Consider the following 13,107-nt stretch of genomic DNA (forward strand, 5'->3'; position numbering starts at 1 on the left):
TTTGCGGCGGGGGGACGGGCGAGGCCTTTTGCGGATCCCGGTTTTGTCCCATTCTGGTCCCTGACCGCTCGGTCACCTTGCCATCCCCATAGCGGTGCAGAGCCTGATCCCTATGGCCCTTTCCCGGATACCCCGATCCATCTGGATCGCCCTCGTCCTGGCCCTCGCCCTGGTGCTGTGGATGCTCTCCGGCCTGCTGGGGAGCCCGGAGCCGGAAAACGGATCCCAGGCCCTAGGCCCCCGCGACGGCCCCATGACCGTGGCGGTGCGCGAGCAGTCCGCGGAGGCGGTGACCCGCTACCTGACCAACCAGGGCCAGACCGAGGCCGATCGGCTGGTGACGGTGAAGGCCGAGACCGGCGGCCGGGTGGTCGAGGTGGCGGCGGAAGAGGGCACGCGTGTCGCAGAGGGGGACCTGCTGGCCCGCATCGCCATGAACGATCGCCAGGCTCGGCTGCGGGAGGCGGAGGCCCGGGTGGCCCAGCGTGAGAGCGAGTACGAGGCCGCCCGCAACCTGGGCGAGTCGGGGTACCAGGCCCAGGTTCGGGTGAGCGAGGCGGAGGCCGCGCTGGCGTCGGCCCGGGCCCGCCTGGCCGCAATCCGCGAGGACATCGCCAACACCGAGGTGACCGCCCCCTTCGCCGGCTTTTTGGAGGCGCGCAAGGCCGAGGTGGGTGATGTCCTGGCCAGCGGCAGCCCGGTGGCAGTTGTCGCCGATCTCGACCCCTTGATCGTCTCCGTGCGCATCGCCCAGCAGCGGATTGGCGACGTGACCGAAGGCACGGAGGCCGAGATTCGGTTGGCCGACGGCCGAAGCCGCACCGGGACGGTGCGCTACCTGGCCCGGACCGCCGATGCCGGCACCCGCACCTTCCGGGTGGAGGTGGCGGTGCCCAACCCGGAGGCCGCGGTGCGGGCGGGGCTGTCCGCCGAGGTGCGCATCCCGGTGGGCGAGGTGTCAGCCCATTTCGTCTCACCGGCCCTGCTCAGCCTCGACGATGACGGCGTCCTCGGCATCAAGACGGTGACCGGCGACGACCGCGTCGCCTTCCATGCGGTGGAGCTGGTGCGCGCCGAGCCCGACGGCGTCTGGGTCACCGGCCTGCCGCAGCGGGCCCGGCTGATCACCGTGGGACAGGGCTTTGCCCGCGAGGGCGAGCGGGTCCGGCCGCGTCCCGGCCAGGACCTGGAGGGCGACGGCTCGCAGGCGGGCGGCGCGGCTCCCTTCCTGCCCGGAGCCCGGGAGGCACCGTGAAGGCCCTCATCGCCGCCGCCTTCAGCCGCACGGGCACCGTCCTGCTGGGCTTCGTGGTCCTGGTCGCCGCCGGTGTCGCCGCCTACCAGGCCATCCCCAAGGAGGCCCAGCCCGATGTGGCCATCCCCGTGGTGTTCGTTTCCATGGTCCACGAGGGCATCTCCCCCGAGGACGCCGAGCGGCTCCTGCTCGAGCCCATGGAGAAGGAGCTCCAGTCGGTGGCGGGCCTGGATGAGCTGGAGGGGGTGGCCATGGAGGGCACCGCCTACCTGCGCCTGGATTTCCGCGCCGGTTACGACGCCGACAAGGCGGTCAGCGACGTCCGCGACGAGGTGGACCAGGCCCGCCCCGAGCTGCCGCCGGCCACCGAGGACCCGGTGGTCCAGGAGGTGGCCACCAGCCTGTTCCCGGTGCTGACCCTGGGGCTGTCCGGGCCGGTGGCCGAGCGCACCTTGAACGGCCTGGCGCGCGACCTGCGCGATGACCTGGAGGCTCTGCCCGGTGTCCTGGAGGTGGCCATCTCCGGCATGCGCGAGGACCTGCTGGAGGTGCTGGTGGATCCGCTGGTTATGGAGACCTACAACCTCTCCTTCGAGCGGCTCTACCAGGTGGTCCAGCGCAACAACCAGCTGGTGGCCGCCGGCGCCATGGACACCGGCGCGGGCCGATTGGTGGTCAAGGTGCCCGGGCTGCTGGAGGACTACCGCGAGGTTATGCGCCTGCCGGTGAAGTCGGTGGGGGGCACCACCGTGACCTTCGAGGACCTGGCCCGGGTCCGCCGCACCTACGAGGATCCGGACTCCTTCGCCCGGGTCAACGGCCAGCCCGCCCTGAGCCTGGAGGTCCGCAAGCGTACCGACGCCAACATTCTCGAGACAGTGACCAACGTCCGCGAGGTGATCCAGCGCCACCAGAAGGACTGGCCGGCGTCGGTGGCCACCGATGTCATGCTGGACCGGTCCGAGGATGTCCGCGACCTGCTCGGCGACCTGGAGAACAATGTCGTCTCCGCCGTGATCCTGGTGATGATCGTGGTGGTGGGCATCCTGGGTCTGCGCTCGGGGATCCTGACCGGCCTGGCCATCCCCGGCGCCTTCCTCACCGGGGTGCTGGCCCTGTGGGCGCTGGGCTCGGACATGAACATCGTGGTCCTGTTCAGCCTGGTCATGGTGGTGGGGATGCTGGTGGACGGCGCCATCGTGGTGGTGGAGCTGGCCGACCGCAATCTGGGCGCCGGCATGGCGCCAGGTGCCGCTTATCGGGGCGCCGCACAGCGCATGGCGTGGCCGGTGACCACCTCCGTCGCCACCACCATGGCGGTCTTCCTGCCCCTGCTGTTCTGGCCGGGCGTCGCGGGCGAGTTCATGGTCTTTCTGCCCATGACGGTGCTTGTGACCCTGGCCGCTTCGCTGCTCATGGCCCTGGTGGCCATCCCGGTTCTGGGCGGCGCCCTGGGCCGGGGCGGGGCCAGCGGCGTCGGTCTGGGGCCGGCGGGCGAAGGCGCGGTCGGCCGGCGCTACCGCAGCCTTCTGGGCAAGGTGGTGGCCCGGCCCGGTTGGGCCCTGGTCGCCAGCGTGGCCTTTTTGGCCGCTGCCTACGGCGGCTATGCGGCCTTCGGCAAGGGGGTCACATTCTTCGCCGACATCGAGCCGGACTACGTCCAGGTCCAGGTGAGCGCCCGCGCCGACCGTTCCATCCATGAGAAGGACGCCCTCGTCCGCCGGGTGGAGGAGCGGGTGGCCGCCGCCCCGGGCCTGGCCACCGTCTACGCCCGCACCCTGTCCAGCAGCGAGGCCCGCCGGGACCCCAACCTAGCCGACGACGTCATCGGCGTGATCTCGGTGAAGCTGGCGGAATGGGGGCGGCGTCCCGAGGCCGATGCCATCCTGGCCGATCTGCGCCGGCGCACCGGGGGTCTGCCCGGTCTGCAGCTGGAGGTCCGCGAGCAGCAGCAGGGGCCGTCCCAGGGCAAGCCCGTGCAGATCGAGCTTCGCGGTGACCGGCCCGGGTCTCTGGTGGCCGCCGTGGAGCAGGTTCGCTCGGCCATGAGCGATCTGGGGGGCTTTACCGATATCGGCGACAGCCGGCCGGTGCCCGGGGTGGAGTGGCGGCTGAATGTGGACCGGGAAAAGGCGGTGCAGTACGGCGCCGATGTGGCCATGCTGGGCACCGCGGTGCAGATGGTCACCCGCGGCTACCGGGTGGGCAGCTTCCGCCCCGATGATACCGACGAGGAGGTGCCCATCCGCGTCCGCTTCCCCGCGGAGGAGCGCAACCTGGAGCGCCTGAAGCGCCTGCGGGTGCCCAGCGACACCGGCATGGTGCCGGTGGGCAACTTCGTTTCGCTGGAGCCGGCGCCCAAGGTGGGGGCCATCGAGCGTAAGGACGGTCGGCGCATGCGCAGCGTCTCCGCCGACGTCGCTTCCGGCGAGCTGGTGGCCGAGCGGGTGGCGGCGCTGCAGGCGCGGCTGGAGCAGCGCGCCCTGCCGGCAGGTGTGACCATGCGGCTGGCCGGCGAGGAGGAGGAGCGGCGGGAGGCGGCGGCCTACCTGAGCCGGGCCTTCCTGGTGGCCGTTCTCCTCATGGCCCTGATCCTGGTGACCCAGTTCAACAGCCTGTACCAGGCGGCGCTGGTGCTTTCCGCCATCGTGCTGTCCAGCGCCGGGGTGCTTCTGGGCCTGCTGGCCCGGGGCGAGCCCTTCTCGGTGGTGATGAGCGGCGTGGGAGTTATCGCGGTGGCGGGGGTTGCGGTGAACAACAACATCGTGCTCATCGACACCTACAACGCCTACCGCGGCGAGGGACGCTCCCCTGCCGAGGCCGCCCTGGCCACCGGCACTCTGCGCTTTCGGCCCGTGGTCCTTACCGGGGTCACCACGGTGCTCGGCCTGCTGCCCATGGTGCTGGAGCTCAATCTGGATATCCTCCACCGCAGCCTGGAGGTGGGCTCGCCGTCCACCCAGTGGTGGGTGCAGCTGGCCACCTCCATCGTGGGCGGGCTGATCCTGTCCAACATCCTGACCCTGCTAGTAACCCCGGCCTTGCTGGTGCTCGGCGCCCTTGGGGCTGAGAAAGGGCGGCGCTTGCGGGAGCGCTTAGCCCCCCGGGATTAGGGAATTTGCGACCCGCCCATCCCCAGGGGCTGGCCATTGACGGTGACGGTGCCCTCCTCCCAAGCGGCGGCCACGGTGAAGCGGTTGCCGTCGGCCTCCACGATGCCCAACCCCTGGAGCATGCCCAGGCGCATCTGGGCGACTTGAGCCGCCTGCTGCGCGGCCTGGTCGGGGGGCACGCCCTCCTTGGCCGCCAGATTGGCCTCGGCGCTCCGCCGCAGCAGGGCAGTAAGCAGATCCTTGGCCATGGTCATCTCGGCGCGAGCCGTGACCCGCCGCAAGACCTGGTTAATGTGGCCGGGTACGCCCTGGGATTCGGGTTTGCCTCGATAGGACGCTTGGGCGTTCCCTTGAAGGCGGCCGTCCCCGGTTTCCAGAACCAGGCGGGTGATCTCCAGCTCGGGCGAACGGGCCAGGAAACGGGGCAGAAGGTCCTGCACAAGCTCGAGGTAGGCCCCGGCCAGCGCTTCCTGGGAGAGCTCTCGCGCCCGGAGATCGCCGGCCCGGGCCTGCAGGTCCCGGTAGGCGGTCTGGTCGATGCGGCGAAGCTCAAGACCCAGGGCGCCGTTGTTGAGGGAACGGCCATCCATTTCGGCGCTTTGGAGATCCCAGTCGGCGCGCATGCGCAGCAGGTCCTCGGCCTGCCCTTCGGCCAGGGTGGTATGGAGGGTAAGCCCTTGAAATCGGGCTTGACGCCGGCCGTTGCCATCCTCGGCTGGCAGGTCGGCATCCAGGCCTTCCAGCGCCAGACGGCTGTTGCCCAGCCACAAGTGGTCCGATTGTTTTTCCAGGGAACTTCGGACGGAAAGTCCCCTAAGATCGATCTCACCCTCCGGTTCGGCGACATTTAGGCCCGGCACGTTTAGCTCGAGCCGGAAGCGGTCGTGGCCGGCACTGACCGTTCCCTTGCCGGATAGCCCCTGCCAATCCACCTCGGTCTCCGGGTCATTGTGCAGGGGGCGGTGGAAGGCGGGGGAGGCGACGTCCCAATGGTGAGAGCCCGTCAAGCCGATGCGGAGATGGCTCTTGAAGGGCGCCCGGTCACCGAAATAGTGGGCGGTCACCTCCGCCTTGTCCGCCGGAATGATCGGGGTGGTGGTGATGCGCGCGAGGGCCGCCAGGGTAAAGGTCGGGCCGTGGGCGATCTGGTGCTTGAGCCGGAAGGTAACTTCCTGCTCCGGGGTCGTCAGGGTCAGCCGCGACCGGGCCCGGGCACGGAGCCAGCCCCGCTCGTAGGAGGTTGATTCCAGCTCCACCTGGGGATGGCCCGACAGGGCCTCCAGGTTGTCCTGGAAGGCCCGTTCGACCCACATGCCGGAGACATAGAGGCCAGCCCCCCAGACAACGGCGGCAACTGCCACTACAACCCCGCCTAACGTGGTCTTACGCATCGCTCATTCCTTGCTTGGCCGGGCGGGGTCTGGTCCTGGATCCGCTTCCGGTGGAAGGTATTAAAGGGGTAGCGCCCGCCACCACTGCCTCCCCGGTAAGCCTTTCCCCTGCCGGTTTCAGCGCCGGGTCAGCTCGTCCGGTCCGGGACGGGAGCCCAGAAGGGCCTCCAGATCGTGTATCGGCTTGCCGTTGACGGTAAACCGCTGGCCGTCCCAGCGGGCCTCGGCGCTTACGCGGTTGCCGGCGGTTTCCACCAGCCCCTCCTGGCGCACCTCGTGGACCCGGCGCCGGGCCAGGGCCTCGGTCATCCAATCCAGATCGCCGCGGTCGAAGCGTTCCGTTCCCTTCGCGATGCGGGTGGCATGGACCCGGGCGAAGCTGGCTACCAGCTTGTGCAGTACGGCCTCGGGCATGGCCAGGCTCAGCTCCGCCCGGGCGTGTTCGGCCAGGTCGGCCGGCTCGGCTGAGCCGGCATCCGGCGGGGGCAGGAAATGGGCCCGGCCGCTGGCCTCCAGGGTGCCGTCCCGGGTGGTCACGGTGGCGTTGTCCAGCGTGAATTTGGGCTCGGCGGCCAGGAAGCGCGCCACGGGCAGCTTGTCCAAGCGATTACCCAGGGCTTGGGTGGATACACCGGTGCCGGTCGCCACTTCCGGGTCCATCAGCATCAGATTGAGCTGCTCCAGGGCCTGGGCATCCACGTTCCGGCTCCCCCAGCGGGCCCGTATTTGCCGAAAAGAGGCGGCCCGGGTGAACGCCGAGCTCATCTCGGCCTCGCCCTGGGAATGGATCAGGCCGTCTTCGGCCTCGGACCCGTTCTCGATAGTCAGGCCGGCAAGGTCGAGGCTGAAGCGAGCACCGGTGTTCGGGTTGAGCGTCTGGAGACGCAACCGGCCCAAATCGAGTCGGGAGGCCCCGACCCATACGAAGGGACGGAGCCGCTGCATATCGCCTTCCGAGGAAAAGCGTTTCAGCTTGACGCTGTTGGGGCCGAGGCCGGCCTCCAGGGCCGGCATCTCGGCGGTGAAGCGTATCTGAGGGGGCTCACGGCCGATGTCGGCGTTGACCTCCAGGCCCTCCCAGGAAAAGGGCAGGCGCTTCCCGGAATCCACGGCGGGGGAGTGCAGGCCGATGTGGCGGTCACCGACGAGCCCCACCCGGAAGGTGACGGTGAGCGGGGATTCGTCCGGGAACAGCCGGCTCTTGATCTTCTGGGCCTGGCCGTAAAGGCGAGGGGTGGCCTCCATCCGCACCCAGTTGGGATTGATCACGGTGGGCCCGTGCTGGATGGCGACCTCCCAGGGGATGGCGGACCGGGAAGCCCTCTCGCCGGCGGCAGCCGCCGGGCTCTGATGCACCTTCGCCTTGGACGAGAACAGCCCCCGCTCGTAGCTTTCCACCTGCCACTGCCAGGCCGGATTGCGCTTCGACATGCGCTCCACCTCGGCGCGCAGCTGGTCGCCAGCGAGGCCGCCGGTGGCGATCGGCGTTACCACCAGCGCCAGGACGATGAGACCGAGCGCGCCGCCGACGATGGCAAAGGTGCGTCCCATGGGTCCCCCCTTTTCCGTGACTGATTGCGCCCCATTATCCTGAGCAGGCTAGCAAAGGCCATGGGCCCTGTCTCGGCGTGCCGTGCCGGTGCCCTTGCGGGGGTTGTTCCCGGGCGGGGAGGCGTTTAACGTTTTTAACGTAAACGTTAAAAAGAAAGGGCATCATGACGGAGTGGCCGAAACCGTGGAAGATCGGTGAGCTTGCCGTGGCGCTGGGCACTACCACGCGGACGCTGCGCTTCTACGAAGAGCAGGGGCTGCTGACTCCCCGGCGCACCGAGCGCGGCACCCGGTTGTATACGGCCCATGACCGCCAGCGGGCGGGGCTGATCCGGCACCAGGCCGGACTGGGTATCCCCCTGGAGGAAATCCGCGCCCTGGTAACCGCCCGCCCCGCTAGCGCCACCGGGGCCGAGGCCTCCCGCCGTGTCGCCAAGCACCTCCGTCACCTGTACCAAGAGGCGCAGTCCCTCCGGGACATGGCCGAGGCCCTCATGGCCGATGCCTCAGACACCGAGGCCGTGGTCCAGCAATGCCGGGACTGCCCCAACCCGCCCACCCCCACCGGATGTCCGGAATGCCCGGCCCTGGCTCGGCTAGGGGAGGACCCCCTGCTTAACCTGGTATGGGACCCCGAGGAGTGTGGTGGGCCGAGCTGACGGGTCCAGGGACCACAAAGTAGATTTCGGTCGGCGACTGAGCCCAGGCCCGATTTAAAAGTAACGTTAACGTAAGATGTAAGGAGGTTTCGATTGCGGGAGGGGATCGGCTCCTCTACCTGGGGCGGCGACCCTCGATTGGCCAGTGGCGCGCCGTTGCCGAGGAATTGGCCGATCAAACGGGCATTCGGGCCATCGAGTCGGTAGCCCGGCAAAGCGGTCGCCTGCTGCATGTTCGTCCCGACCCGGGGCAATGGTCCCCTGCGGCAGTGGGAGAAACGGCCCGGTCCATGGGCTTCCCCAACCGGGTGGCAGCACTGTAGGGAGGGAACCATGACTGGATCCACGGATAAGATTCGGATTGTGGTGCGCTACGGCGAAACCTGGCCGGACGGTTTCGGGGCGCGGGGCTGGAAGCTGGAGGACACCCTGGCGGAGACCGAAGTGATCGCTGCAACCCCCTACCCGGGTGAGCAAGTGCCCACGTCGGTTTTTGTCCACGACATGCTGGACCACTGGATGGCCGGTTTCCCGTTGAGCGGTCATCGCGCCGAGGCCAAGGCGCTGGTTTAGCTGGCGGGGCGTACCGGGGCCGACCCCACACCCGATTACCAGCAGATGGTGGATGAGGATCTACTGCGCGGCGATTGCCAGGGCGAGCCTCTGGCTACCTTTTTGCCGCGCGAGCTTGGGCGGCATTTGCCCGCGGAGGGAGGGGACCAGGATCGCATGCGGGCCTTGCGTGATCGGTTGGGTGACGGGCTGGTCCGGGCCACCCTTACCGCCCGTTTCGTCCACCTGGGGTGGACGAGCGTGGAAGAGGCGCAGGCCGCATGGCGTCGAACCGGTCTGAGCTACGATCGCCGCGCCGAGCTGGGTTTGGCCTTGCAGCGCCTGTTCGAGCGCCTGGATCGGCTCGTCCAGGGCCTTGGCTGGTCGTCCGCATCGGGGGAGTTCGTGCTGAGCGACGACGAAGTGGCCTTCCGTTTCCGGAAACCGGAACCTCGGGAGGACCGGGAGGTGGTTGCAGGCGACCGCGGCCCCTCCGGTGAGCTTTCTTGAGCCGGCTAGACCGGGCCCTGATGAACCCGCGTCTCGAAGTTGGGCGGCGTTTGGAGGGTGTGGTGTAGGGTGCACTGCTCCGCTGCCCGCTCGGCGGCTTGGAGCCGGCTCTCCGGGATGCCAGGCCAGCTTATGTCCATCTGGATGTCGCCAATGCGGTAGGGGTCCTCGTGGTAGGCCCAGCCCATGCGCACGGCCAGGCCGGTGGTGTCGGTCGCCGCCTGTTCGGCGTAGCTCACCAGCACCGAATAGGTGCACAGGACGATGGAGGTGGCGAACATCTCCATAGCGCTGAAATGGACCCCTTCCGCCTCCGGCACCACCTGGAATTCGGGATCACCGAAATCGGTAACGGTCAGATCCTCGGGGCCGTGCAAAAGGATGCGCATGGTCAGGCCCCCTGTTCCCGGATGGCCCCGGTCACGCCCTGAAGCACGCGCATGGGGCCGGTTTGGCGAAGATGATCAAGGTCGTCGCGGTCGCGCACCAAAAAACCCCCGGCAAAGCCCAGGGCGTTAATCATGATGCCCTGAAAACGCTCCCTCGTTCGCGGCACAAGCATCATCCAGTCCCGGGTTACTAGTAAGTTGTAGGGCGTTTCCCCCTTGCTCAATCCCAGGACCTGCCGCAGGGACTTATAGCGCCCCAGAAGGGTCCGACCGTCAGCGGTGGCGAAATCCAGCCGACAGGCGGTGTGGGGGAAGGGCAAGTGGGAACTGGTGCCGGCGGCCCTGCCCAGCTCGGGGGAGAGCAGAAGCTCTTCCATGGGGGGTCGGGGGTGTTCCGTGCCCAGGGGTAGTGGCACCACCTGCAAGTGCTTGTGGCCCTGGCTGGCACCGGCGGTCTTGCCGGCGTTGTAGAAGGCCAGGCCGTCCATTTCCGTCAGGGCCCGGTGCAAGGCGTCGAAGTCCGCCTCGGTCAGAGGTGCCTCCTGGTCCTCGTAGTCCAGCGTGACCAACAGGAGGTGATGCTCCAGGACCGGGAATTTGTTGAGCAGGCCGAAGTGGGTGGGCGAGAGATCGCCCACCCACAGGTCCGGCTCGGGGTCGGAGAGGGGGTCGGCGTTTTCGCCGGCAGCCTCGCGCTCCTTCTGCTCGCGCACCTCGCGAATCTTCTCCGATAGGTTGGGGGCGATGCGCACTTGGAAGTCAACGCCGGCGTTGGGCACCAGCTCGCATTCCGTCGGAATGGGCTTGAGGGCGCCGGTCTCCAGGGCGTGGGCAGTACGTTCGCGGATGCGTCCCCATAGGGTTCCAGGCGGCAGCGGATCGGGCATGATCGACCAGTGGCTAGGGCCCTCGGGAGGCCGGTGAATTGATCGGTGGCCGGAGCGCTCAGTTGTCCATGGTCAGGCAGATCTTGCCCGTCATATGCCCTCCCTCGATGAGGCGGTGGGCTTCCGCCGCCTTGTCGAGTGGCAGGGTCCGCTCCAGGTGCACCCCAAGCCGACCTTCGTCGAGCATGCGGGCGCAATTTTCCAGGATGCTCGTCTGGTGGCCGCGAGCCTCCTCCAGACCGAAGAACATGGGCGACAGCATGAGCTCCAGGTGGATCGCCTGGTTGCGCAGACGCGCCTCCTTAAAGCTCACCTCCGTGGGGTCGAGCAGGGTCACGGAGCGCCCATAGAACCGCACCGCCGGGAAGGTCGCCTGCAGCACCTGGGGGCCCACGGTGTCGAACGCCAGGTCCACGCCGCGGCCCTGGGAGAAGGCCAAGGTGGCATCGACGAAATCCACCTCCTGGTAGGGGATGGTGCGGTTGACCCCGAGGTTTCGGACCAGCTCTGCCTTAGCCTCCGAGCCCACCGTGGTGCAGACGTCGGCGCCGACGTCGAGAGCCAGCTGGCAGGCGACATGACCGACGCCACCGGCACCGGCGTGAATCAGTGCGTGCTCGCCGGCCTCCAGGCCACCCTGGTCGAAAAGGGACTCCCAGGCGGTGATCGCCACCAGCGGCACCGCGGCCGCTTCGGCGAAGGACAGGCTGGCCGGCTTGGCTGCCACCCAGCGCTCGTCGATCACGGAGTATTCGGCGTAGTTGCCCTGTTCCGTGCCGATACCGCCGTTGAAGAAATAGACCTCGTCACCGGGCTGAAAACGCTGGCAGGCGGGGCCGGTGTCCTCGACCACACCGGCACCGTCGCAGCCCAGGATGACCGGCTGGTTTCCGCCCCCGTAGGTGCCGCCGGCGCGCATCTTGGTGTCCACCGGATTGACGCCGGCGGCCTTGAGGCGGATGCGCAGGTCGCGGTCGCCAACGGTTTCCGGATCGGCCACCTGGTGCGGCTCCAGCACTCCGGCATCGCCGGGCTTGGGCAAGACGACGGCTTTCATGGCGTTTGTTCCTTTGTTTGGGCGGCTCAGTTGTCGGCGCCCGGGCCCGGCTCTTGGCCCGCCTTCCACTCATCGTAGCCTTCGTAGAGGCGATTCAACAGGTCCCGCCAGACGGCCTCGTGGGCCTGCATGAATGCCACTAGGTCATCGCGCAGCGCGGCCACCTCGGTGGTGAAGGCCTCGTAATCAGCACCCCCCGTTAGGGCCGCCACCTCCTTGTCCAAGGCCTGCTGCTTGTCGCGGACGTCCAGGCTGGCGGTAAGCACGCTCTTGACCTGCTCACGGGGCTGAGGGATCCAGCCGCGGTCATTGAACAGGGAGCGCATCTTCTCCCCGTATTCCAGCATGCGCTTACGCAGCTTGGGCAGGGCACCCACCTCGCCGGCCTTGAGATCCCCCCACACGGCCACCTCCATGAGGCGGCTCCAGCGCGCCCGGAAATCCGCAATCCGATCGGGATCAAAGGTCATCGATTCCCGCACTTCGTCCGCGTCGAGCTCGGGCTCCATGATAGCGTAGCCTCGGTGCTGGCAGGATCGCTGATCCTTCCGGTATTGATAGGGTAGAATCCTCATCAAATCGTAAACAATCGGCCCGCTACCGGGATAGGCCGCAGCATGCAATTCGACCTCTTTTTCGAACTGGCCGTACCGGGGCACACCGGTCGCTGCGAGCGCGAGGTCTTAGCCGACACCTTGAGCGAAATCGCCCTGGCCGATGAGCTGGGGTTCACCACCGCCTGGGTGGTGGAGCACCATTTCGCCCGCGAGTACTCCCATTCCTCCGCCCCGGAAGTCTTCCTGGGCGCCGCCAGTCAGCGCACGAGTACCATCCGGCTGGGCCACGCGGTGGTAGTGCTGCCCTACAACCATGCCGTCCGGGTGGCTGAGCGGGCCGCAACCCTGGATCTGCTCTGCCAGGGCCGGGTGGAGCTGGGCGTAGGCCGGGGCTTCTCGCCCACCGAATACCTCGTGTTCGGGGCCGATATGGCTGACAGCCGCCAGATCGTCGACGAGTCCCTATCGGTGATGCGGGAAGGCTTTGTCGAAGGGTCAGTGGACTTCGCCGGTGAGCATTACCGGCTGGACGGTGTGGAAGTCCTGCCCAAGCCGGCCCAGAGGCCCCATCCCCCCATGTGGACGGCGGCCGTTTCCCCCGAGACCTACACCTGGGCCGCCAAGGAGGGGTTGGGGGCGCTTGCGGGGCCATTCAAGCCCTGGTTCCTGGTTCGTCAGGATCTCAAGGCGTACCGTCGGGCCTGGGCCGAGCACCAGGGGGATAGTCCCGAGCCCGGTGCCAATCCGCGCTTCGGCATGACCATCGGCCTGCTGTGCCTGCCCGACGGCGACCGTGCCCGGGAGCTGGCCCGGGAGCCTTTCACCTGGTACTACGAACGCCTGCTGGCGCAGACCCGCCCGGTTCTGGAGCGCTTCCAGGAGAGCTACGCTTACTACCAAAAGCTGGGCCGCCTTCAGCCCCTGCTCAAGCGGGCCGTGCGGCTGTCCCTGCTGGAGGCCATGGGCATGGTGGTGGTGGGCTCGCCGCAGGAGTGCATCCGCAAACTGGAAAAGTACCGAGAGGCCGGGGTCGATCATCTGCTACTGGCGGTAGGGGCGGGTGCCCTGCCCACCGAAGTGGTGCAGGAGTCTTTGCAGACGGTGGCCGAACAGGTTATGCCCAACTTCCGGGACTAGGGCTTACCTTTTACAGGAGGGGGCTCACCATGCCGCAAAGGATGGATTC

13 protein-coding genes are annotated in these 13,107 nt (G+C 68.1%); 7 read left to right on the plus strand and 6 right to left on the minus strand.

Features of this window, described 5'->3' with window-relative positions:
- Positions 1–112 precede the first annotated feature (112 nt).
- Complete coding sequence (locus tag V5A19_RS01180; protein ID WP_332317278.1) at positions 113–1,255, plus strand: efflux RND transporter periplasmic adaptor subunit; 1,143 nt, start codon at positions 113–115, stop codon at positions 1,253–1,255.
- The gene (locus V5A19_RS01185) at positions 1,252–4,368 is read left to right on the plus strand and encodes an efflux RND transporter permease subunit (RefSeq protein WP_332317279.1); all 3,117 of its coding nucleotides are present in this window, start codon (positions 1,252–1,254) and stop codon (positions 4,366–4,368) included. The genes V5A19_RS01180 and V5A19_RS01185 overlap by 4 nt, the downstream gene beginning before the upstream one ends.
- Here V5A19_RS01185 and V5A19_RS01190 read toward each other — a convergent pair.
- Both V5A19_RS01190 and V5A19_RS01195 read right to left on the minus strand, forming a co-directional pair.
- Entirely contained in the window at positions 4,365–5,759 is a 1,395-nt protein-coding gene (locus tag V5A19_RS01190) for a YdgA family protein (protein ID WP_332317280.1), read from the minus strand. The two genes, V5A19_RS01185 and V5A19_RS01190, sit on opposite strands and share 4 nt — an antisense overlap.
- A 117-nt stretch (positions 5,760–5,876) precedes the next feature.
- A complete protein-coding gene (locus V5A19_RS01195) occupies positions 5,877–7,310 on the minus strand; it encodes a DUF945 family protein (RefSeq protein ID WP_332317281.1) in 1,434 nt (477 codons plus the stop codon).
- Positions 7,311–7,474: 164 nt separating this feature from the next.
- Between V5A19_RS01195 and V5A19_RS01200 the strand changes: the two genes are divergently transcribed.
- The 4 genes from V5A19_RS01200 (at position 7,475) to V5A19_RS01215 (ending at position 9,031) form a co-directional block, all read left to right on the plus strand.
- A complete protein-coding gene (locus V5A19_RS01200; protein ID WP_332317282.1) occupies positions 7,475–7,969 on the plus strand; it encodes a MerR family transcriptional regulator in 495 nt (164 codons plus the stop codon).
- Positions 7,970–8,136: 167 nt separating this feature from the next.
- Positions 8,137–8,292, plus strand: coding sequence for a hypothetical protein (locus V5A19_RS01205; RefSeq protein WP_332317283.1), 156 nt, complete (start codon positions 8,137–8,139; stop codon positions 8,290–8,292).
- Positions 8,293–8,302: 10 nt separating this feature from the next.
- Positions 8,303–8,542 (plus strand): hypothetical protein, encoded by a 240-nt coding sequence (locus tag V5A19_RS01210; RefSeq protein WP_332317284.1) that lies wholly within the window; start codon positions 8,303–8,305, stop codon positions 8,540–8,542.
- A 45-nt stretch (positions 8,543–8,587) separates the two neighbouring features.
- Entirely contained in the window at positions 8,588–9,031 is a 444-nt protein-coding gene (locus V5A19_RS01215) for a hypothetical protein (protein WP_332317285.1), read from the plus strand.
- Between the two features lie 5 nt (positions 9,032–9,036).
- Here the strand turns inward: V5A19_RS01215 and V5A19_RS01220 are convergent, their stop codons facing one another.
- From V5A19_RS01220 to V5A19_RS01235, 4 genes are read right to left on the minus strand one after another with little or no spacing between them, the layout of a single operon-like run.
- The gene (locus tag V5A19_RS01220; RefSeq protein ID WP_332317286.1) at positions 9,037–9,420 is read right to left on the minus strand and encodes an OsmC family protein; all 384 of its coding nucleotides are present in this window, start codon (positions 9,418–9,420) and stop codon (positions 9,037–9,039) included.
- A 2-nt stretch (positions 9,421–9,422) separates the two neighbouring features.
- Complete coding sequence (locus V5A19_RS01225; RefSeq protein WP_332317287.1) at positions 9,423–10,307, minus strand: ATP adenylyltransferase family protein; 885 nt, start codon at positions 10,305–10,307, stop codon at positions 9,423–9,425.
- A gap of 58 nt (positions 10,308–10,365) precedes the next feature.
- On the minus strand, positions 10,366–11,364 hold the full coding sequence (locus V5A19_RS01230; RefSeq protein WP_332317288.1) for a zinc-dependent alcohol dehydrogenase family protein: 999 nt from the start codon (positions 11,362–11,364) through the stop codon (positions 10,366–10,368).
- 26 nt (positions 11,365–11,390) lie between these two features.
- On the minus strand, positions 11,391–11,873 hold the full coding sequence (locus V5A19_RS01235) for a hypothetical protein (protein ID WP_332317289.1): 483 nt from the start codon (positions 11,871–11,873) through the stop codon (positions 11,391–11,393).
- A 108-nt stretch (positions 11,874–11,981) separates the two neighbouring features.
- Here V5A19_RS01235 and V5A19_RS01240 point away from each other — a divergent pair, with 108 nt between their 5' ends.
- Positions 11,982–13,058 carry an LLM class flavin-dependent oxidoreductase gene (locus V5A19_RS01240; protein ID WP_332317290.1) on the plus strand — a complete coding sequence of 359 codons (1,077 nt, stop codon included), beginning with the start codon at positions 11,982–11,984 and terminating at the stop codon, positions 13,056–13,058.
- Positions 13,059–13,107: the final 49 nt, after the last annotated feature.

Origin of the sequence: Thiohalorhabdus sp. (assembly GCF_036628635.1) — a bacterium.
Classification (GTDB): domain Bacteria; phylum Pseudomonadota; class Gammaproteobacteria; order Thiohalorhabdales; family Thiohalorhabdaceae; genus Thiohalorhabdus.